The sequence below is a fragment of the Amycolatopsis samaneae genome, from assembly GCF_039541975.1.
GTDB lineage: Bacteria > Actinomycetota > Actinomycetes > Mycobacteriales > Pseudonocardiaceae > Amycolatopsis > Amycolatopsis samaneae.
This window is the reverse complement of the sequence record NZ_BAABHG010000009.1, coordinates 414297-433740: the sequence shown is the minus strand read 5'-3', so window position 1 is coordinate 433740 and position 19444 is coordinate 414297. Positions and strand designations below refer to the sequence as shown.

At 69.1% G+C, this 19444-nt stretch carries 22 protein-coding genes; 16 read left to right on the top strand and 6 right to left on the bottom strand.

Annotated features, from left to right (window positions below):
• Nucleotides 1-134: 134 nt before the first annotated feature.
• The 7 genes from ABD987_RS25705 to ABD987_RS25675 all read left to right on the top strand — a co-directional run bounded on the left by ABD987_RS25705 (nt 135) and on the right by ABD987_RS25675 (nt 7777).
• A complete protein-coding gene (locus ABD987_RS25705) occupies nt 135-1439 on the top strand; it encodes a GAF domain-containing sensor histidine kinase (RefSeq protein WP_345398868.1) in 1305 nt (434 codons plus the stop codon).
• Nucleotides 1440-1456: 17 nt separating this feature from the next.
• On the top strand, nt 1457-2314 hold the full coding sequence (locus ABD987_RS25700; protein WP_345398720.1) for a S49 family peptidase: 858 nt from the start codon (nt 1457-1459) through the stop codon (nt 2312-2314).
• Between the two features lie 85 nt (nt 2315-2399).
• Nucleotides 2400-3233 carry a LytR/AlgR family response regulator transcription factor gene (locus tag ABD987_RS25695; RefSeq protein ID WP_345398717.1) on the top strand — a complete coding sequence of 278 codons (834 nt, stop codon included), beginning with the start codon at nt 2400-2402 and terminating at the stop codon, nt 3231-3233.
• Between the two features lie 13 nt (nt 3234-3246).
• Nucleotides 3247-3747: a hypothetical protein gene (locus ABD987_RS25690; protein WP_345398714.1), complete on the top strand. Its 501-nt coding sequence runs from the start codon at nt 3247-3249 to the stop codon at nt 3745-3747.
• 30 nt (nt 3748-3777) lie between these two features.
• Nucleotides 3778-5568 (top strand): sodium/solute symporter, encoded by a 1791-nt coding sequence (locus ABD987_RS25685; protein WP_345398711.1) that lies wholly within the window; start codon nt 3778-3780, stop codon nt 5566-5568.
• A gap of 254 nt (nt 5569-5822) precedes the next feature.
• Nucleotides 5823-6176: a DUF485 domain-containing protein gene (locus tag ABD987_RS25680; protein ID WP_345398865.1), complete on the top strand. Its 354-nt coding sequence runs from the start codon at nt 5823-5825 to the stop codon at nt 6174-6176.
• The gene (locus ABD987_RS25675; protein ID WP_345398708.1) at nt 6173-7777 is read left to right on the top strand and encodes a solute symporter family protein; all 1605 of its coding nucleotides are present in this window, start codon (nt 6173-6175) and stop codon (nt 7775-7777) included. The genes ABD987_RS25680 and ABD987_RS25675 overlap by 4 nt, the downstream gene beginning before the upstream one ends.
• 61 nt (nt 7778-7838) lie before the next feature.
• Here the strand turns inward: ABD987_RS25675 and ABD987_RS25670 are convergent, their stop codons facing one another.
• Nucleotides 7839-8699 (bottom strand): alpha/beta fold hydrolase, encoded by an 861-nt coding sequence (locus tag ABD987_RS25670; protein WP_345398705.1) that lies wholly within the window; start codon nt 8697-8699, stop codon nt 7839-7841.
• Nucleotides 8700-8804: 105 nt separating this feature from the next.
• On the opposite strand from ABD987_RS25670, the gene ABD987_RS25665 reads away from it, so the two are divergent.
• From ABD987_RS25665 to ABD987_RS25655, 3 genes are all read left to right on the top strand, one after another.
• On the top strand, nt 8805-9284 hold the full coding sequence (locus tag ABD987_RS25665; RefSeq protein ID WP_345398702.1) for a CGNR zinc finger domain-containing protein: 480 nt from the start codon (nt 8805-8807) through the stop codon (nt 9282-9284).
• 63 nt (nt 9285-9347) lie between these two features.
• Nucleotides 9348-9707 carry a rhodanese-like domain-containing protein gene (locus ABD987_RS25660; protein ID WP_345398699.1) on the top strand — a complete coding sequence of 120 codons (360 nt, stop codon included), beginning with the start codon at nt 9348-9350 and terminating at the stop codon, nt 9705-9707.
• Nucleotides 9708-9709: 2 nt separating this feature from the next.
• Entirely contained in the window at nt 9710-10783 is a 1074-nt protein-coding gene (locus ABD987_RS25655) for a DUF4328 domain-containing protein (RefSeq protein ID WP_378214291.1), read from the top strand.
• On the opposite strand, the gene ABD987_RS25650 is transcribed toward ABD987_RS25655, so the two are convergent.
• The gene (locus ABD987_RS25650; protein ID WP_345398696.1) at nt 10780-11025 is read right to left on the bottom strand and encodes a hypothetical protein; all 246 of its coding nucleotides are present in this window, start codon (nt 11023-11025) and stop codon (nt 10780-10782) included. The two genes, ABD987_RS25655 and ABD987_RS25650, sit on opposite strands and share 4 nt — an antisense overlap.
• Before the next feature lie 147 nt (nt 11026-11172).
• Between ABD987_RS25650 and ABD987_RS25645 the strand changes: the two genes are divergently transcribed.
• Nucleotides 11173-12018, top strand: coding sequence for a helix-turn-helix domain-containing protein (locus tag ABD987_RS25645; protein WP_345398693.1), 846 nt, complete (start codon nt 11173-11175; stop codon nt 12016-12018).
• Between the two features lie 13 nt (nt 12019-12031).
• A complete protein-coding gene (locus tag ABD987_RS25640; protein ID WP_345398690.1) occupies nt 12032-12259 on the top strand; it encodes a DUF397 domain-containing protein in 228 nt (75 codons plus the stop codon).
• A gap of 106 nt (nt 12260-12365) precedes the next feature.
• On the opposite strand, the gene ABD987_RS25635 is transcribed toward ABD987_RS25640, so the two are convergent.
• Complete coding sequence (locus ABD987_RS25635) at nt 12366-13529, bottom strand: cytochrome P450 (protein WP_345398687.1); 1164 nt, start codon at nt 13527-13529, stop codon at nt 12366-12368.
• A gap of 197 nt (nt 13530-13726) precedes the next feature.
• Here ABD987_RS25635 and ABD987_RS25630 point away from each other — a divergent pair, with 197 nt between their 5' ends.
• The 4 genes from ABD987_RS25630 (at nt 13727) to ABD987_RS25615 (ending at nt 16538) form a co-directional block, all read left to right on the top strand.
• Nucleotides 13727-14608 carry a DUF5926 family protein gene (locus ABD987_RS25630; RefSeq protein WP_345398684.1) on the top strand — a complete coding sequence of 294 codons (882 nt, stop codon included), beginning with the start codon at nt 13727-13729 and terminating at the stop codon, nt 14606-14608.
• Between the two features lie 25 nt (nt 14609-14633).
• On the top strand, nt 14634-14981 hold the full coding sequence (locus ABD987_RS25625; RefSeq protein ID WP_345398681.1) for a DUF952 domain-containing protein: 348 nt from the start codon (nt 14634-14636) through the stop codon (nt 14979-14981).
• 211 nt (nt 14982-15192) lie between these two features.
• On the top strand, nt 15193-15705 hold the full coding sequence (locus tag ABD987_RS25620) for a SigE family RNA polymerase sigma factor (protein WP_345398678.1): 513 nt from the start codon (nt 15193-15195) through the stop codon (nt 15703-15705).
• Nucleotides 15702-16538, top strand: a complete 837-nt coding sequence (locus ABD987_RS25615) for a hypothetical protein (RefSeq protein ID WP_345398674.1) — start codon at nt 15702-15704, stop codon at nt 16536-16538. The genes ABD987_RS25620 and ABD987_RS25615 overlap by 4 nt, the downstream gene beginning before the upstream one ends.
• Before the next feature lie 100 nt (nt 16539-16638).
• Here ABD987_RS25615 and ABD987_RS25610 read toward each other — a convergent pair whose 3' ends face one another.
• The 3 genes from ABD987_RS25610 to ABD987_RS25600 form a co-directional block, all read right to left on the bottom strand.
• A complete protein-coding gene (locus ABD987_RS25610) occupies nt 16639-17196 on the bottom strand; it encodes a ferritin (RefSeq protein ID WP_345398671.1) in 558 nt (185 codons plus the stop codon).
• Nucleotides 17197-17380: 184 nt separating this feature from the next.
• Complete coding sequence (locus tag ABD987_RS25605; protein WP_345398859.1) at nt 17381-18580, bottom strand: arginine deiminase; 1200 nt, start codon at nt 18578-18580, stop codon at nt 17381-17383.
• A gap of 36 nt (nt 18581-18616) precedes the next feature.
• Nucleotides 18617-19429 (bottom strand): CPBP family intramembrane glutamic endopeptidase, encoded by an 813-nt coding sequence (locus ABD987_RS25600; protein WP_345398668.1) that lies wholly within the window; start codon nt 19427-19429, stop codon nt 18617-18619.
• Nucleotides 19430-19444: the final 15 nt, after the last annotated feature.

Genomic DNA, 19444 nt, shown 5'->3' with positions numbered 1-19444 from the left:
CTCTGTCGTGCGTTACGCGCCGTGACCATGCGGACTTCCCCCCAACCGTGGGTAGGGTCATCCCCACCGTCGGTGGTCACAGATAGACAGAAAGTAGGAGCAAGGCCTTGCACCCGGTTGTCCGAGCGCAGAGCATGGACGCCGTGTCCGGGTACGCGATAGCGCAGATCATTCCGTGGGCTCTCGTGCTCCTGCTCGGCATCGCCGTGGTGGTGCTGCTGGTCAAGCTGCGCCGCCCCGCCAGTGTCATCGAGGACGCCGTCCTGCAGGCGGTGCACCGCATGTCGAAGGCGACGCCCGACCTGCGCACCGGCCTCGACGAGGACGCCGCCGACAAGATCACCACGCAGCTGCTGGAGATGCTCGACTGTGTCGCGGTCGGCATCACCGACCGGGAGGGCACCCTGCTGTCCTGGGACGGCGAGGCGAACGAGCACTACGTCGACCTCGTCGAGGCGATCGGTGCCGCCATCCGCAAGCACCGCCGCGAGGTCGTCGCCCACGACCGGATGCCGTGCAACCACCGCGGCGCCTGCAAGATGCGCACCGCGGTCATCGTGCCGCTCATCGTCGAGGGCGAGACCGAGGCCGCGCTCATCGTGGTCGGCCGCACCCGCGGCAAGCTGATCCAGATGGCCGACGCCGTCGCGCAGTTCGTCTGCACCCAGTTCGAGCTCGCCCGGCTCGACGAGTCCCGCAGCCAGCTGCACCAGGCCGAGATCAAGGCACTGCGCGCGCAGATCTCCCCGCACTTCGTCTACAACGCGCTCAACACGATCTCCGCGCTGATCCGCACCGACCCGGAAGAGGCGCGCGAGCTGCTCCAGGACTTCGCCGACTTCACCCGCTACTCGTTCCGCACCTCGGGCATGTTCACCACGCTCGCCGAGGAACTGCGCAACATCGACCGCTACCTGACCATCGAGAACGCGCGCTTCGGCGGACGGCTCGAAGTGCGCATGAAGATCGCGCCGGAAGTGCTGTCGGTCGTGGTCCCGTTCCTGATCATCCAGCCGCTGGTGGAGAACGCCGTCAAGCACGGGCTGGCCAGCAAGCCGAGCGGTGGCTGCGTCACCGTGATCGCGCAGGACCACGGCACCGAGGCGCTCATCAGCGTCGAGGACGACGGCATCGGCATGGACCCGAAGCGGCTCGCGGAGCTGCGCAGCGCGCACCGCACCGGCGCGCACGTGGGGCTCGGCAACATCAACCAGCGCATGCAGCAGGTGTTCGGCATCGACTACGCGCTGATGGTCGAGACGGCACCCGGCGCCGGGATGCGCGTCACCCTGCGCGTTCCCAAGTTCACCCCCGGTGTGCGTCCGGATCTGCCCGACTACTCGGCCGAAGTGCCGTCGCAGGAAAGCCGGGAGGACGGCGCCGCCGCCGAAACCAATGGGGTGCACGGGTCGCGCAGCGGCGTCCTGCCTACGCGGTAGGTCGGTAGCCTGGCAAGATGAGCGTTACCGAAAAGTTGACCGCGCGGCTGCCGATGATCGGCGACCGCGTGGAGCGCAAGGACGTCGTGGCCGTCGTCAAACTGCACGGTGTGATCACGCCCAACGCCTCGCCGCTGGGCCGCGGCACGATCAACCTCGCCGCCGTCGAGTCCGCGTTGACCAGGGCGTTCGGGCACGACCGGCTCAAGGCGGTCGCGCTGCTGATCAACTCGCCCGGTGGCGCGCCGACGCAGTCCGGCCTGGTCGCCGAGCGCATCCGCCAGCTCGCCGACGAGAAGGGCGTGCCGGTCCTCGCGTTCGCCGAGGACGTCGCCGCGTCCGGCGGGTACTGGCTCGCCTGCGCCGCCGACGAGATCTACGCGCACCGGACGTCCATGGTCGGTTCGATCGGCGTGATCAGCGGCGGTTTCGGGTTCACCGGGCTGCTCGAACGGTTCGGCGTCGAGCGCCGCCTGCACACCGCGGGCGCGAACAAGTCGCGGCTCGACCCGTTCAGCCCGGAGAAGCCCGAGGACGTCGAGTGGCTGAAGAAGATGCACTCCCAGCTGCACGAACTGTTCGTCGGCTGGGTCAAGGAGCGCCGCGGTGACCGGCTCGGCGGGGGCGAGGACGCGGGCGAGGACCTGTTCACCGGCGACGTCTGGCTCGGCGTGAAGGCGCTCGAACTGGGCCTCATCGACGGGCTCGGCAGCCTCCGGCAGGTGATCTCGGAGCGTTATCCGGACGCGGAGATCGCCATCGCGGAGCCGAAGAAGCCGCTGCTGGCCAGGCTCGGCATCGGCGCGCCGGCGGCCGCGAGCGCGCTGCTGGACGCGGTCGCCACCAAGGCCGCGTGGAGCCGGTTCGGGCTGTGAGTGCCGGGGGACGTCGGCTCCGGTTGGTGCGTTCGGAGCACGAACACCGGGACAGGGCTGGACAATGCATCCGGCAATGGGCAATATGCGAGTCACTGTGAGTGCGCACGACGACACCCGTAAGCTCATCGTCCTCGCCGTGGACGACGAGCCACTCGGTCTTGACGAACTAGTCCACCGGCTGCAAGACAGTCCGTCGGTGGGCCGCGTCTTCCAGGCCCTCGACGCGTCCGACGCGCTGCGGCTGCTGTCCTCCGACGACCCCGAGCTGCGCGCGCGCAAGGAGCGCGGGCTGCCCACGGTCGACGCGGTGTTCGCCGACATCAACATGCCGGGGCTGTCCGGTATGGAGATGTCGCGCGTGTTCGCCGCGCTGCGGCCGGCGCCGGTGCTCGTGTTCGTCACCGGGAACTCCGAGGAGGCGGTCAACGCCTTCGACCTCGGCGCGATCGACTACGTCCTCAAGCCGTTCAACCAGGACCGCCTCGACCGCGCGGTGCGCCGCGTGGTCGAGAAGCTCAGCGCGGCGCCCGCGGTGCCGTCCCACGGTGGCGCGGGCGAGCCGGTGAAGAACGACGACGAGGTCATCCCGGTCGAGCTCGCGGGCACCACGAAGCTGATCCCGCGGTCCTCGGTGCGCTGGGTGGAGGCGCAGGGCGACTACGCCCGGCTGTTCACCACCGAGGGCAGTCACCTCGTCCGCATCCCGCTCGCCCAGCTGGAGGAACGCTGGGAGAAGGCGGGATTCGTGCGGATCCACCGGTCCTTCCTGGTCGCGCTGCCGCTCATCACCGAGCTGCGCATGGGCCAGGGCGGCTACCAGGTGGTCATCGGCAACGAGGAGAAGGTGCTGCCGGTGAGCAGGCGGCACACCAGGGCGCTCAAGGACCGGCTGGTCGGCACCGGCCGCAACGGTTAGCCACGGCCCGGCCATGACGGACGACTTCTACCACCGGCTGTCCAACGGGGTCCGGCAGCCGGATCCGACGCTGGGCAAACGCCCGCAGGTGCCGGAGAAGGCCGTCGTCGAGCCCGTGCCACCGGCGCCGCTGCGCCCGGAACCCGAACACCACGCCAAACCCAAGCGGCAGCGAGTGATCCTCGCCGACCCGCGACAGGCCTCCCGCGCGCTGCGCTCCCGTGTCGAACTGGAGGAGCAGACGAGCTGGGGGAAGCTGCTGATCAAGGACCTGGTCAAGGTGCAGCTGCGGACGGCGTTGCTGCTCGCCCTGCTCGTCGTGCTCGTCTTCGGCTCGCTGCCGGTGCTGTTCTACCTGTTGCCAGGGTTCGCCAGGGTGACGGTCGTGAACATCCCGGTGGCCTGGCTGATCCTCGGCGTGCTGCCCTTCCCGTTCCTGTTCGGGATCGGCCTATGGTACAACCGGCTGGCGGAGCGGCACGAACGCGACTTCGTGGACATGATCGAGAATTAGCCTTCTCCTCGACGTGCGAGGATTCCCCCTGTGCAGCTGAACCCCTGGGCGTTGACCGCGATCATCGTGGTCATCGTGGTGACCTTCTACCTCGGTCACCGCTCCTCGCGCTCGGCCACCAGCACGCACGACTTCCTGGTCGCCCGCCGCACCGTGCGCTCCCGCCGCAACGCCGCCGCGATCTCCGGTGAGTACCTCTCGGCGGCGTCCTTCCTCGGCATCGCGGGGATCGTGCTCAAGGAGGGCGCGGACGCGCTGTGGTTCCCGATCGGCTTCACCGCGGGCTACCTGGCGCTGATGCTGTTCGTCGCCGCGCCGCTGCGCCGCTCCGGCGCCTACACGCTGCCCGACTTCCTCGAAGCGCGCCTCGGTTCCAAGGCGCTGCGCAGGTTTTCGACGGCGTTCGTGATCTTCATCGGGATCCTCTACATGGTCCCGCAGCTGCAGGCCGCCGGGCTCACCCTGGCCACGATGCTGCCGATCCCGGCGTGGGCGGGCGCGGTGCTCGTGATGGTCGTGGTCGCGCTCAACGTCATCGCGGGCGGGATGCGCGCGATCACCGTCGTGCAGGCGTTCCAGTACTGGCTCAAGCTGTTCGCGGTCGCGGTGCCGACGTTCATCCTGTGCGCGGTGTTCTTCAGCGGCGGCGGGCCCGGCGGGGTCCGCCCGCTCGGCGCCTCCGCGCCGCCGGTGTTCCCGCAGGAGACCAAGGTCAGCGTCCAGACCGACGTCACGCTCAAGGTGACCGCGGAGACGTACTTCTTCGCCTACGGCCGGATCGACCACGCCCCGGCCGACGGCCCGGCCCGGTGGGCGCCGCTCGTGCCGCACTCGGTGTCCGAGGGGACGACGCTGCGGTTCCCCGCGGGCACCCCGGTGCCGGTGGTCGCCGAATCGACGGCGCTGAACGACGACTGGCTCAGTCCCGGTTCCAGCGGGCTTTCCGGCCTGCTCGAAACGTACTCGCTGATGTTCGCGCTGTTCCTGGGTACCATGGGCCTGCCGCACGTGCTCGTCCGCTTCTACACGAACCCCGACGGGAAGGCCGCGCGCCGCACCACCGTGCACGTCCTGCTGCTGCTCGGGTTGTTCTATCTGTTCCCGACGATGCTCGGCGCGCTGTCCCGGATGTACGTGCCGCAACTGCTCGTCACCGGGAAGACCGACGCCGCGGTGCTGAGCCTGCCGACGGCGATCCTGCCGGGGGTGGGCGGCCAGATCCTGGCCGCGGTCACCGCGGCGGGCGCGTTCGCCGCGTTCCTGTCGAGCACGTCGGGGCTGCTGGTGAGCGTCGCCGGGGTGGTGTCGACCGACGTGCTGCCCGGCCGGGTCTGGGACTTCCGGCTCGCGACCGGGATCACCGCCGTCATCCCGATGGTGCTCGCGGCGACCCTGCGCCCGGACGACATCTCGCTGTCCATCGGGATGACGTTCGCGCTGGCGGCCTCCACCTTCTGCCCGCTGCTGGTGCTGGGCATCTGGTGGCGCAAGCTGAGCTGGCCCGGTGCGATGGCCGGGATGACCGTCGGTGGCGGGCTGGTGCTCGCCGCGCTGGTGATCAACATCGTCAGCGGCTACACCGGCGGCTGGGCGCCGTGGTTCACCAACCAGCCCGCGCTGATCAGCGTTCCGGCCGCGTTCCTGACGACGTACCTGGTCAGCCGGGTGACCGGCTACGGGCGGCCGGAGCACGTGCATGACATCATGCTGCGCCTGCACGCCCCGGATCCGCTCGGCTTCATGCGGGACAGGGCCGTGGCGCGTTTCGGGCAGGCGGAGGAGAAGACCCGCACCGGCAAGGGCGGCAGGCACCGCAAGTAGACCGGCCTTCTCGACCGGGAAAGACAACCCGGTCGGCGGTTTACGTACCCACGGTCAGATTGTTTGTCCACGAACGAGAGTGTGTTTCCGGGCGATTCGCACATCCGGCGCGGAACCTCGCGGACAAACTTCTACTTTCCGTCATACCGTTCACTCAAATAGATGAGCGTTGAAACGGGTTATTCGGGGGCATGATCTCCCTGTCGCTGCGACGGAACGGTGTCGATCACGGGAACGGGAAGGCGGGGGACGCGGTGAGTAGCGCCGAGCGAGAGGTCGTCGGTGGGGTGGGGCCGGAAACCGACTGGGAGCGGGTGCAGAACAGCCCCGAGTTCGCGCGGCTGCGCAGAAGGCTGCGGGTGTTCGTCTTCCCGATGACCGCGCTGTTCCTGGCGTGGTACCTGCTCTACGTCCTGCTCGCCGACTACGCGCACGGGTTCATGAGCACGAAGCTGTTCGGCAACATCACCGTCGGGCTCGTGCTGGGCCTCCTTCAGTTCGTGTCGACGTTCGTGATCACCGGGCTGTATGTGCGGTACGCCAACCGGAAGCTCGACCCGGTGGCCGACGAGCTGCGCGCCGAGATCGAGGGGGAGCAGCGCCGATGACTCTCGCCGCGGGCGTGCAGGGCAGCAGCCCTGCGCTGAACATCATCATTTTCGGCGTGTTCGTGTTGATCACGTTGGTGATCGTGTTCCGGGCGAGCCGGAACACGAAGACGGCGTCGGACTACTACGCCGCCGGTCGCGCGTTCACCGGGCCGCAGAACGGCATCGCGATTTCCGGCGACTATCTTTCGGCGGCGTCGTTCCTCGGGATCGCCGGGGCGATCGCGGTGAACGGGTATGACGGGTTCCTGTATTCGATCGGGTTCCTGGTGGCGTGGCTGGTCGCGCTGCTGCTGGTCGCGGAACTGTTGCGCAACACGGGAAAGTTCACCATGGGCGACGTGCTCGCCTTCCGGATGAAGCAACGTCCGGTGCGCGCCGCGGCCGCGATCTCGACGCTGGCCGTGTCCTTCTTCTACCTGCTCGCCCAGATGGCGGGCGCGGGCGGGCTGGTCAACCTGCTGCTCGGCATCGAGGGCAATCTCGGCCAGGATCTGGTCATCGCCGTGGTCGGCGTGATCATGATCCTGTACGTGCTGATCGGCGGGATGAAGGGCACCACCTGGGTGCAGATCATCAAGGCCGCTTTGCTCATCATCGGCGCGTTCGCGATGACGCTGTGGGTGCTCGGCAAGTACGGCTTCAACCTGTCGAACCTGTTCCAGGCCGCGATCGACAAGGGCGGCAAGGGCGGGGCGGCGCTGCTCGACCCCGGCAAGCAGTACGGCAAGACCGGCACGACGAAGCTCGACTTCCTGTCGCTCGGGATCGCGCTGGTGCTCGGGACCGCGGGCCTGCCGCACGTGCTGATGCGCTTCTACACGGTGCCGACCGCGCGGGACGCCCGGCGTTCGGTGGTGTGGGCGATCGTGCTGATCGGTGTGTTCTACCTGTTCACGCTCGTGCTCGGCTACGGCGCGGGTGCGGTCGTCGGCCCGGAAAAGATCGCGAAGGCACCGGGGTCGACGAACGCGGCGGCGCCGCTGCTGGCGCTGGAGCTGGGCGGGCCGGTGCTGCTCGGGTTCATCGCCGCGGTCGCGTTCGCGACGATCCTGGCGGTGGTCGCGGGTCTGACGATCACCGCGTCGGCCTCGTTCGCCCACGACGTCTACGCGAACGTGATCAAGAAGGGTAAGACCTCGCCCGACTCCGAGGTCCGCATCGCGCGGATCACCGCACTGGTGATCGGCGCGGTCGCGATCGTCGGCGGCATCCTCGCCAAGGAACAGAACGTGGCGTTCCTGGTGGCGCTGGCGTTCGCGGTGGCCGCGTCGGCGAACCTGCCGACGATCCTCTACTCGTTGTTCTGGAAACGCTTCAACACCCAGGGCGCGCTGTGGTCGATCTACGGCGGCCTGATCGTGTGTGTCGTGCTGATCGTGTTCTCGCCCGCGGTGTCCGGCGGCGCGAAGCCGATGATCAAGGGCGTCGACTTCCACTGGTTCCCGCTGGAGAACCCGGGGATCGTGTCGATCCCGGTCTCGTTTTTCCTCGGCTGGCTCGGCACTGTGCTGTCGAAGGAACGCAACGCGAAGAAGTACGCCGAGATGGAGGTCCGCGCCCTCACCGGCGCCGGTGCCGAAAAGGCCATCGCGCACTGACGGTCCGTGGGGGCCTCCCCGAGGGACTCCAGGTCCCTCAAGGAGGCCCCACGGACCGTTCTCAGTCCAGCACGCGGGCGAGGAAATCGTGCATGTGGCCCGCGACGACGCCCAGATGGCTCTCCAGCAGGAAGTGGCCGCCGTCGATCAGGTGCACCTCCGCGTCCTTGGCGTCGCGGGCGAAGGCCCGCGCGCCTTCGGGTGCGAAGATCTCGTCGTTGCGGCCCCAGACGGCGAGCACCGGGACCTCGCTGGTGCGCAGGAACTCGTGCAGCAGCGGGTAAAGCGGACGGTTGCTCGCGTAGTCGCGGAACAGCGCCAGCTGGATCTCGTCGTTGCCCTCGCGGGAGACGAGGGCGAAGTCGTGCTCCCAGGTGTCCGGGCTGACCAGGCTCGGGTCGGCGACGCCGTGCGTGTACTGCCAGCGGATGGCCTCACGGCTCAGCGCGACGCGGACGGCGGGTTCGGTGTCCGGGCCGGGGTTCGCCGCGTAGGCCCAGACGTCGGCCCAGAACGACTCGACGAATCCGTCCTCGTAGCCGTTGCCGTTCTGGGTGACGATGGCGGAGATCCGTTCGGGGTGCTTGAGCGCGAGACGCCAGCCGATCGGGGCGCCGTAGTCCTGGACGTAGAGGGCGTAGCGGTCCAGACCCAGCTGGTCGAGCAGCCCGGAGGTGAGCTCGGCCAGCGCGTCGAAGGTGTAGGCGAACTCCGCGGTGGGCGGCGCGGCGGAGTGACCGAAGCCGAGGTGGTCCGGCGCGATGACGTGGTAGTCGCCGGCCAGCAGCGGGATGAGCTCGCGGAACATGAACGAGCTGGTCGGGTACCCGTGCAGCAGGACGAGCACGGGAGCGCCGGCGGGACCGGCTTCGCGGTAGAAGATCTCCTGGCCGTCGACCGTGGCCGTGCGATAGTGGGTCACGTATAACCCCTTTAAGTCGTTTATCTGGTTAGTTGCTCGCCATGGAAGCACGTCTTGAGCTAACCTGTCAAAGGGCTCAATCTGGTTAGAAGGAGAGGGTCGCCGATGGACGTGCTGCTGGACCTGCTCAACAGCAGGCCGCTGATCAACGGCGAGGAACAGGACGCGCTCGGCGACCCGGCCGAGGGCAGGCGCTGGGCGCGGGAGCACGGCGGTGACGGCAGCCTCGCGGAGCTGACGCTGCTGCGCGAGACGCGGGACATCCTGCGGGACGTCGTGTGCGCGAAAAGCTCCCCCGCCGCGTTGAAGCCGCTGCTCGACGGCGTCCACCAGGTCCCCCAGATCGGCGCGGACGGTCTCCGATGGACAGTCGAGGCCCCGCCGCACGCCCGGCTGGCCGTCGACGTGGTGCTCGCCTGGGCCGCCACCGAGCAGCAGTGGCCGGGACGGCTGCGTCCCTGCGCCAACGACGAGTGCCGGCTGTTCCTGCTCGACCGCAGCCGCGCCAACCGCGCCCGCTGGTGCTCGATGGCCGCCTGCGGCAACCGCGAGAAAGCACGTCGTCACTACCAGCGCACTCGCTGAGCTCGTGTGGTGTGTGCGGACTTTTCGGCAGCTCACGCGCGTGTCACGGGCGGGCGTGGCAGCATGGGGAGCGTGGTAAGCCCTGCTGAAATCCCCACCGCCGCGGTGCGCGACCTGCCGCACGACGGTCTGCCCCTGCTCGACGTCCGCGAGGACGACGAGTGGCGTGCCGGACACGCTCCCGGCGCCCTGCACATCCCCATGGGCGAGCTGCCCGCGCGCGTCAGTGAGCTGGAGGATCTCCCCGACGACCAGCCGGTCTACGTCATCTGCCGCACCGGCGGCCGCTCCGCCCGAGCGGCGGCGTGGCTCAACGCCAGCGGCTGGGACGCGGTCAACGTCGCGGGCGGGATGGCCTCCTGGCAGCGCGAAGGCCGTCCGATGATCGGTGAGCTGCCCGGCATCGAGCCCGAAGTCCTGTAGTCATGCAGCCAGGCCAGCCCCCAGGTCGGCAACACCCGGCCCAGCCGTATCCCGCGCCCGCGTACCCACCGGGCACGGGGTACTGGCCCTCCGTGCCCGCGGCGCCGCATCCCGCGCAGGCGCGGCACACGGGGCGTGCGCTGGCCACCCAGGGCGAGGTCTACCCGTACCACCGCGCGCCGGTGCATCCGCCGCGACTGCGCTGGGTCGCGTCGCCCCCGCCCGGCGCCTGGCCGCGTCGCCGTCCCGTCGTCCGCGAGCCCTACCTGGGCCCGCCGTCGTACCCGGTGCCGCCGCGCTGGGGTTTCCCGAACCTGGTCTGGCGCCGCCCGACGGCGGTGCCCGGCACCGCCTCCGGCGAGGTCCGCGCGATCGACCGGATCCCGGTGCTCTCCCGCAGTCTCGTCGTGGTGCTGTGGGCGTTCGTCGTGCTCGCCACGGTCGCCGCCGGTGCGGAGATCTGGCGGTACGTCCTGCTGGTACGCAGCCGCGAAGCGGCGCTGAGCACGTCGGTGGTGTCCTTTTCGGACGCTTTCGTCGTCACCGCCGGGCTGCTCACGACGATCCTGTCGCTGCTGCCCGCCGGGCTGTCGATTTGGTGGCTGTTCGTCGCCCGCCGCGCCGCCGCGGACGAGCTGGGCGAGGCCGTGCCGCGTCCACCATGGCAGGTGCTGGTCGGGATCCTGGTGCCGGTGGTGAACCTGCCGATGGCGCTGTCCGTGGTGGGCGAGCTGGAACACGCGGTGCTGCGCCGCTCCGGGGCCACCCGCCCGAAGCCGTCGCGGTTGGTGCTGTTCTGGTGGGGCGTCTGGCTGCTGAACTGGGTGCTGCTCGCGGTCACCCTCTACTGGCGTTTCCGCGATGGTGTGCAGGCACTGGCCGACAGCGTCGTGCTCGTCGCGCTGTGCGATCTCTCGGCCGCCGGGCTCGCCGCCGTGACGGCGCTGGTCGTCCGGCAGTTCTCGGAACTGTTGATGCCGGTCGCCGGGGCCAAGCTCCGTGAGTTGCGTGTGCTGCGCGTCGAAGGCGCCCCGGTTCCCGAACGCCCAGCCCGCCCGGCGACCGCCCCGCGTTAGGCAGGCAGGTCGAGCGCCGTTGTGCGCGTGACCTCGTGGAAGACGAGGGTGAGGTCGAGGCCGTACATCCGGCGATAGAGCCTCAGCGCGGCCATCGACGATTTGTGGGTCCCGAACAGGAAGTTCTCCTCGCCGATCGGCGGGCGGTAGGTGATGGCGTGGCCACCGAGCTCGATGCCCGCCATGAAGATCTCACCTTTCTCGGCGCTGACGAGCGTGAACAGCTGAGGCTTGCCTGGCATGGGATTCCTCCGTCCATAGTGGAATGACGGCGGCCAGTATCCGACCGGCGGCACCAGTCTTGACGCGCCGGAAAACCGGAAATCCCACTTTTGCCACTTTCGGTGTCAAGATGATCGAGATCACGGGGAGTGGGGAGGTCGTCACGCGTGTCCGGGCAGGTCGGCCCGCCCTTCCGTCGACGACGGCTCGGGCATCGCCTCCGCGGTCTCCGCGAACGTGCCGGGCTGACCTTGGACGAGGCGGCCGAGCAGCTGGACAAGAAGCGCACCAGCCTGCACCGCGTCGAGACGGGGGAGACCAGGGCGGATGTGCACCTGGTCCGCTCGATGATGGATCTCTACGACGCCTACGAGGACGGCCTCCTCGACGCGACCCGCGAGGCATACAAGCCCGGCTGGTGGCGAGCTTTCGGCCTGAAGGACTTCGGCTACGTAGACGTGGAAACCGAAGCTTCTGGCCTGATGGAGTTCAACGCTCTCAACATTCCTGGCTTGATGCAGCACGAGCCCTACAGCAGGGCACTGCTCCAGACGGGCACGCGGCGGACCGAGCAGGAGTTGGAGAACATGCTGGCTGTCCGGGCAATCCGGCAGAAGCGGTTGACCGCCAAGGACAAGCCTCTGGAACTGGCCGCCATCATCGATGAGGCGGCTTTGCATCGTGAGGTCGGCGGTAGCGAAGTGATGCTTGAGCAACTGCGGCACCTCGTGCAGCTGAGCGCATACCCGACGGTGGCCTTCCAGGTGATGCCGTTTCGCTCCGGGGCACACGACGCTATGAGCAGCTCGTTCATCGTGTTGGAGTTTCCAGGGCAGGACGAAGCCGACCTGTTCTATGTCGAGTACACAACCGGTGCGATCCATATTGAGGACGAGGAGCAGGTGGTAGCGGCTAGACTTGTGTTCGACCGGCTTCGTTCCCAAGCGTTATCACCGGAGGACTCGGTGGAGCTGGTGAACCGGGTTGCTCGCGAACGGTACGGCGGTTCTTGAGAGAGGCGGTGCCATGTCCCCGGCAACGTTCCTTGCGGACTTGGATGCCGCGGTGTGGCGCAAAAGCAGCCGCAGCAGCAATACAGGCTCTAACAACGCGTGTGTCGAGGTCGCGTTTCTCCAGCCGGTGATCGCTGTCCGTGACTCCAAGGCACCGCAGGACGGCGTACTCCTCGCCTCCTCCTCGGCATGGGCGAACTTCCTCGGCTCTCTGGGCCACGCCGCCGAACAGCGCTCCTGAGCACCAACGCCGAGCCGTCCCTTCAGGTACGCGAGTCGACCGTCTGGGTACGTGAGTCGTCCGTTCCGGTACGCGAGTTCGCCGTTTCGGAACGCCGCCGAAGCAGCTAGGTCGTTACGCGTAGTTCCTTCAGGCCCCGGATCACGAACTCCGGGCGACGTTCCGCCGAGACCAGCCGCAGGCCCGGCAGCCGTGTCGTCAAAGCCTTCAACGCAGCGCCGATCTCCACCCGTGCCAGCGGCGCCCCCACGCAGTAGTGGATCCCCATCCCGAACCCGAGATGCGCGTTCGGCGACCGGCCGATGTCCAGCACGTCCGGCTCGGCGAACACCTTCGGATCCCGCGCCGCCGCGCCCAGCAGCGCCCCGATCTTCTCCCCGCGCGCCACCCGGAACCCGGCGATCTCGACGTCCTCGGTCGCGGTCCGCTCGAACAGCTGCAACGGCGAGTCGAACCGGATCAGCTCCTCGACCGCCGAGTCCAGCAGCTCCGGCGACGCGATCAGCCGCTCCCACTGATTCCGGTACGTCAGCAATGCCGCGACGCCGTTGCCGATGACGTTCACCGTCGCCTCGTGCCCGGCCATCAACAGCAACACCGCCGTCGCGACCAGCTCGTCCGGTGTCAGCCCGCTGCGCAGCAGGTCGCTGACGATGTCCTCGCCCGGCGCCGCCGCCCGCGCCCGAGCCAGCTCCCGCAGGTACGCGACGAATTCCGCGGCCGCCCGCTCGGCAGCGTCGCGATCTTCCTCGGGCAGGCCGAACTCGTACATCTTGACGATGGAGTTCGACCAGGGCACCAGTCGCGGCCGGTCGGCGTCGGGCACGCCGAGCAGTTCCGCGATGACGGCCACCGGCAGTGGCTGGGCGAGGTGCTCCAGAAGATCAGCGGACCCGTCGGCCGCGATCTTCTCGGCCAGCTCGTCGACCATCGCGTCCGCGAACTCGGCGACCATCGGCCGCAGCCGTTCGACGTGCCCGCGCGCGAACGCGCCGGAGATGAGGCGCCGCAGCCGGGTGTGCGCGGGAGGTTCGTTCTCCAGCAACGAATTCCGGTGCAGCAGGTTGAACGACGCGAACCGTTCGACCGGCTGCGCGTCCTGCCAGATCCGGCCGAGCCCGCGATGCCGCAGCACCGCGGCGGACGCGGCGTGCGAGACGGCGATCGCGAGCCCGAGGCCGTCGTGCCGGTGCACCTCGCCTTCGGCGCGCAGCGTGGCGAACGCGGGATACGGGTCGGCGAGGAAGACAGGATCGCGAGGGTCGAACACGCCCCGACTCTAACCCGGCGTACACACGCGAGGTCTCCATCCGGTCACGCGAGATGTCCGTCCGCACACGGGAGATCGCCGGGGCATGACGCGCGATCTCAGGCGGTCCGGCGGAAGTTCTGGCCCGCTTGGGGGCCGACCGCTCCCCGGGGCCGCGTCTTCGATAGCGTCTTGACCCGAGCTTTGAGGAGGCCGCAGTGGGCAAGGGTGGGCGCAAGAAGGGTCCCAAGAAGGACGCGAACCGGACGCCGAAGGTGCGCGACGTCTTCGTCGGGCAGCCGTTCGAGGGCCTCACCGCGGAGCCCGAGCTGATCGCGCTGCGTGAGTTCGTGCCGTCCGCGACGGCGAAGCTGTCGTTGAAGGACGGCGGCGACGTCACCCTGGGCACCGTGCTGCCGATGGCGGCGGCCGCGTTCGTGCGGTCCGACGGCGAGCGGTACCTGGGCCTGCAGGTGCAGACCCGTTCGTCGGACATCAGCCGGGACCTCGGGCGCTCGCTCAGGTGGCTGCTCGAGGCCAAGCCCGGCGACGTCCTCGCGGTGCCCGACACCACCATGCCGCCGCAGGCCGACGAGCACGCCCGCCTCCAGGATCTCCTGGTCGCCGACGCCGAACTCGACGTCACCCTGCACACCGACTTCGCGTGGTGGCTGCCCGAGGACGCCGACGCGACCGGCGACGTCGCCGTCTCGCTGGAGCGCGCGAACGCCGCGATCATGCCGACCGAGCGGCTCGGCGCCGGCGCGTACTGGGTGCTCGCCGGGGAGAAGGCGCACCTGCGCTGGATCCGCCCCGAGCAGGAGAACCTGCTGCTGCAAGCGCTTGCGCGGCTGTCGGCGGCGGGGGAGCTGGGGCTCGGCGAGGGCACTCGCTACGCCGGTTCGTTCCGCGCGCACGGGCTGCTGGTGCCGGTCTGGGACCTCGACCCCGAGGCCCACGCCCGCGAGTGGGCCGAGGCGAAGGACCAGCTCGGGACGCGGCTGGAGGCGGCGCTGAAGTCGCTCGACTCCGAGCCGCTCAACGCCGCCGAGCGCCGTGCCCGCGACGGCCTGATCGGGCGGCAGCTCACCCTCCGCTGACCCGTCCGGGTGGCACGATCGGGGCATGATCGTGCATATCTGTGGTCGCGGTGAGTGGGAAGCCGTCACCGACGAGTACCGCCCGGCGTCGCTCGGCGACGTCGGGTTCGTGCACTGTGCCGACCCCGGCACCGCGCATCTGCCCGCGAACGCGTTGTTCACCGGCCGCACCGACCTGGTGCTGCTGGAGATCGACGTCGCCGCGGTCGGCGCCCCGGTCCGCTGGGAGGAGGGCGACCCGCCACATCCGGCCGGGATCTGGTTTCCGCACGTGTACGGGGCGATCCCGCGCGCGGCGGTCGTAGCCGTGCACGAATTCCCAGCTCAGGACGATGGTCGTTACCTTCCCCCGGACGCGCTGACCCAGCGATGAGCAGGGCAACGTAACGCTCATCCGGGCGTCCCACGAAATGATGATACGGGCGGGACAACCTGTGGGGGGTGCGATGCGTGTTGGGGAGGACGGCGACTCGGCGCCTGGCAACGTGGATCTCGGAGGGGGCGATACGGTGACCGCAGCGGCACCCGTCTTTTCTCTGGGAGACACGGGGGTGGCTCTCGAGAGCCGAGGGAGGTCGACGTCCGTGCCGGGCGAGTTCGCGGATTTCGGCGACTTCGTGCGGACGGCGTTGCCCGGGCTGCTTCGCTATGGGCACGCGCTGACCGGGAACCCGCACGACGCGGCGGATCTCGTCCAGACCGTGCTGGAGAAGATCGGCTCGCGCTGGACGTACGTGCAGAACAAGACCGGCGACCCGCTGGCCTACATCCGCAGGTCGATGGCGAACGCGCACGTCAGCCGCTGGCGGCGGACGAAGCGGGAGAGCCTCGTCGCCGAGATCCCCGACGCGCAGCCGTTCAGCCACGCCGACCCGTTCGAGCACGAACCGCTGTGGCAAGCGTTACGCGCGTTGCCGCCGAGACAACGCGCGGTGATGGTCCTGCGTTACTACGACGGACTGTCCGAGTCGGAGATCGCGGCCGCGCTGGGTGTCACCCAGGGCACGGTGAAGAGCCAGGCCAGCAAGGCGATCGCCTCGCTGCGGACGAAACTGACCTTGACCGGACTCGACGGCGAAGGGAGTGAAGCCGAATGAACATGTCCGAAGACGAGCTCGAGCAGCGGCTTCGCACGTTGTTCGCCGATGACCGTCTCGGCGTGATGCCGGGGGCGAGCGCCGAAGAAACGATCGTGGCCGGGGCGCGGCGCCGTCGCCGCCGTCGCCGCGTGGTCATGTCGGCCTCCGGGGTGACGATGGCCGCGCTCGTCGCCGTCGGTGGCTTCACCGCGGTGAAGATCCACGGCAGCCAGAGCACCGCGGCGCTGTCTCCCGGCTCGCCGGAGCTGTCGACTCAGGCGCCCGCCCCGTCGACTCCGGGCTCGCCCGCGCCGGCCACGTCCAGCCCGCCGCCCACCCCGGCGGCGCCGCCGGACCCCGGGCCGACCCAGCACGAGGAGACGCCGCCGCGGGCGACCGGCAGTCGTGCCGCCACCACCACGCCGTCGAAGCCGCAGACGACGAAGGTGACGACGGGTCCGCTGCTGACCGCGTCCGGCATCGGCGCGCTGAAACTGGGGATGACCGAGGCGCAGGTGACCGCGCAGGGCATGAAGCTCGGCAAGAAGACGACCACGGACGCCTGCTCGTTCGCCAACGTCCAGGGCGGCGGGTTGCCGACCACGGTGAACGTGACGATCTCGCAGGCGAACGGCGTCGTCGCGGTCACGCCGACGGCCGCGGCGCACACCCCGGAGGGCATCGGGGCGGGTTCGTCCAAAGAGGACGTGATCAAGAGCTATGCTGGTGCCTCCGAAGAGCCGGACGGCCTGGTCGCCCCGGCCGGGCAGGTCGCCAACTACCACTTCACGCTCACCCCGGAGGGGGACGTGGCGAGTGTGAACCTGGCCAGCGTCTACCAGGACTGCTGACGGCACAACGGAAAACCCGGGCTGCTCCACAGGGGGAGAGCCCGGGTTCTCTATTTCTCCTGATGCCGTCGGCGTGGTGGGAGAAACCTTGGGGGAAACCTCAGAGCGCGCCGCCGGCGACCGGGGGCATACCGCTGTCCGCGCCGCCGTCACCGACGGATTCGCGGTGCAGATGCGCCTCGACCTCGAACAGGTTGCCATTGGCGCGCTTGACGATGGTGAGCAGCGTGGTCATCTGCGCGATTTCCTCGACCTGCTCCTTGAGGAACCACTGCGTGAACTGCTCGCTGATGTAATCCTCTTCGGCGCGCGCGGCCTTGGCCATGGCCGAGATGTCGGCCGCGACCTCCTTCTCCTGGTTCAGCGCGAGCTCGACGACCTCGACGGCGTCGGAGAACTCGGTGCGGACCTCACCGGTGCCGGGGATCGTCACCGGGTGGTCGCGGTCCATCAGGTACTGGACGAGCGCCATGGCGTGGTTGCGTTCCTCGACGGACTGCCGGTAGAAGTGCTTCGCCAGCTGGGGAAGGTCCTGCGCGTCGAACCAGACCGCCAGCGCGATGTACTGCTGTGAAGCGTTGAACTCGTTGTGGACCTGGGTTTGCAGCAGCTCGTAGAACTTCGAGCCGGATTCCTTCTTCAACTTCGTGACGGCCATGGCGAAAACAATACACTCGCTATGTAGTCGTTTCCACTTTTGGCTGGTGATCTACCCCCTATTAGGTTACCATTCCTAAAGCAAGTCTCCACTTATTTCGGTTAGCCTCCCCTAATGAAAAGCCATTAATTTAGGAAAGGCTAACTTGGCCTCTCTTATTCGTGTTCGGCCATGTTTCCCCGGCTCAGAGCGGGTCGCGGCGGATCGGGCAGGACATGCACCGCGGCCCGCCCCGGCCCGACCCGAGTTCCGACCCGGTGATCGGCAGTACCTCGACCCCGGCCTCGGCCAGCCGCGCGTTGGTCTCGATGTTCCGCTCGTACCCGACGACGACGCCCGGCGCGAGCGCGAGGGTGTTGTTCCCGTCGTCCCACTGCTCCCGCTCGGCGGTCACCGGGTCGAGACCGGTGTCGATCACCCGGAGCCGTTCGATGCCCATCGCCTCCGCGGCGGCGTCGAGGAACGGCGCGGGGCCCGCGACCTTCACACCGCCGTCGCCGGTCGGGCGCAGCGTGAACGCGGTCAGCGAATCGCGGGCCAGCGGGTACATCACGACCGCGTCGGCGGCGACCATCGTGCACACCGTGTCCAGGTGCATGGTGGCGCGCGACTGCTCGATCGGCACCGCGAGCACGGTGTGCGCGATCCCGTCGGCGAACACCGAGCGCGCGAGGGATTCCGCGCCGGCGGCGGTGGTCCGCTCGCCGACGCCGATGGCGAGCACGCCGGGCGCCAGCAGCAGGATGTCGCCACCCTCGATCGGCGCCGAATGCGCGCCGTACGCGCGGTCCGCGTGCCGGAAGCGCGGGTGGTAGGCGTAGACGAGGTCGAGCAGCAGCGTCTCGCGGCGCCGCGCGGGCATGGTGAGCGACGAGATCGCGACCCGGCCGCCGATCCAGGCCGACGAGTCCCGCGTGAACAGCAGGTTCGGCAGCGGGTCGACCGCGAAGTCGTGCGGGCGGTTCATCATCCGCACCAGCGAGGCGCCTTCGGACGCCGGCAGCTCCTCGAAGGTCATCCCGGCCATCAGCACCTCGGCGAGGGTGGCCGCGTCGACGCCGGAGAGGTGGGAACGCAGCGAATCACCCAGCTCGGCGCCGAGCCGCCGGTCGTCGACCGCGGCCCGTACCCCGGCCGCGTGCGCGCGGGTGTCCGCCAGCGTCGTGCGCAGCGTGTCGGCGAGCAGCAGCACCTCCACCCCGCGGCCGCGCAGCACCTCGGCGAACGCGTCGTGTTCCTCCTGCGCGCGGTCCACCCACGGGATGCCGTCGAAGAGGAGCTGGTCGTTGTTGCGGGGCGTGAGCCTTTTGAGCTCGTTGCCCGGCCGGTGCAGCAGCACCGTGCGGAGAGGTCCGACTTCGCTGTCCACCCGGGGTGCTGTCATCTCGTCAGTCACCCGGCCGAGCCTAATGTTTGGCGGTCACGGCAACCAGGAAACACGGCCCTTCAACAGCGAATATCCGACGAACGACACCACGTCGAACAGCGTGTGCGCGGCCACCAGCGGCCAAAGCCGGTTCGTCTTCTGCCACAGCCTGCCGAAGATCAGCCCCATCACGAAGTTCCCGACGAACCCGCCGAACCCCTGGTACAGGTGGTACGAACCACGCAGCACCGCCGCGCCGAGCACCGAGCTGTTCTCGCGTACGCCGAGCTGGCGCAGCCGGGTCAGCAGGTACCCGATGACGAGCACCTCCTCGGCGAAGGCGTTGCCGAAGGCCGACAGGCTCAGCGTGATCGGCCGCCACCACGTACTGCCCAAAGTGGACGGTTGGACCGCGAGGCTGAAACCGAGGTGGTAGGACAGGAAGTACAGTCCCAGCCCGGGAATCCCGATGATCGCGGCGAGCGCGACGGTGAGCAGTGTGTCCTTGCCCGGCGCCCGCCGGTCGAGACCGACCTGCGCGAGCTTGATCCCGGCCCGCCACAACAGGTACAGCCCGAGCGCGCCCCAGGCGATCAGCTGCGCCGCGGACAGCAGCTGCTTGGTCATGTCGATCAGGCTCGACACCGCCTGCGGCACGTTGATCTGTGCCTGCTGCTGGGCGAGCGGGACCGGTTTGAGCAAGGAGTCCACAAGGGACAGCAGGCTGCGCAGCCCGGACATGCCGAGCGTGATGGTGAAGACGATGACCAGCTCGACCACGATCGCGCGGCGCTCGCCGGGCTCGGTGACCGCGCCGGGGAACGCCGGACGCGCCGGAGCCAGCCAGGACCGCACGGGGGAATGCATGTCCGCACGCTACCG

Excerpts from the sequence above, each read along its gene's own strand:
- ABD987_RS25705 (WP_345398868.1), top strand. The coding sequence starts at position 135 with ATGGACGCCGTGTCCGGGTACGCGATAGCGCAGATCATTCCGTGGGCT.
- ABD987_RS25700 (WP_345398720.1), top strand. The coding sequence starts at position 1,457 with ATGAGCGTTACCGAAAAGTTGACCGCGCGGCTGCCGATGATCGGCGAC.
- ABD987_RS25695 (WP_345398717.1), top strand. The coding sequence starts at position 2,400 with ATGCGAGTCACTGTGAGTGCGCACGACGACACCCGTAAGCTCATCGTC.
- ABD987_RS25690 (WP_345398714.1), top strand. The coding sequence starts at position 3,247 with ATGACGGACGACTTCTACCACCGGCTGTCCAACGGGGTCCGGCAGCCG.
- ABD987_RS25675 (WP_345398708.1), top strand. The coding sequence starts at position 6,173 with ATGACTCTCGCCGCGGGCGTGCAGGGCAGCAGCCCTGCGCTGAACATC.
- ABD987_RS25665 (WP_345398702.1), top strand. The coding sequence starts at position 8,805 with ATGGACGTGCTGCTGGACCTGCTCAACAGCAGGCCGCTGATCAACGGC.
- ABD987_RS25660 (WP_345398699.1), top strand. The coding sequence starts at position 9,348 with ATGGGGAGCGTGGTAAGCCCTGCTGAAATCCCCACCGCCGCGGTGCGC.
- ABD987_RS25655 (WP_378214291.1), top strand. The coding sequence starts at position 9,710 with ATGCAGCCAGGCCAGCCCCCAGGTCGGCAACACCCGGCCCAGCCGTAT.
- ABD987_RS25650 (WP_345398696.1), bottom strand. The coding sequence starts at position 11,025 with ATGCCAGGCAAGCCTCAGCTGTTCACGCTCGTCAGCGCCGAGAAAGGT.
- ABD987_RS25640 (WP_345398690.1), top strand. The coding sequence starts at position 12,032 with ATGTCCCCGGCAACGTTCCTTGCGGACTTGGATGCCGCGGTGTGGCGC.
- ABD987_RS25625 (WP_345398681.1), top strand. The coding sequence starts at position 14,634 with ATGATCGTGCATATCTGTGGTCGCGGTGAGTGGGAAGCCGTCACCGAC.
- ABD987_RS25615 (WP_345398674.1), top strand. The coding sequence starts at position 15,702 with ATGAACATGTCCGAAGACGAGCTCGAGCAGCGGCTTCGCACGTTGTTC.
- ABD987_RS25610 (WP_345398671.1), bottom strand. The coding sequence starts at position 17,196 with ATGGCCGTCACGAAGTTGAAGAAGGAATCCGGCTCGAAGTTCTACGAG.
- ABD987_RS25605 (WP_345398859.1), bottom strand. The coding sequence starts at position 18,580 with ATGACAGCACCCCGGGTGGACAGCGAAGTCGGACCTCTCCGCACGGTG.
- ABD987_RS25600 (WP_345398668.1), bottom strand. The coding sequence starts at position 19,429 with ATGCATTCCCCCGTGCGGTCCTGGCTGGCTCCGGCGCGTCCGGCGTTC.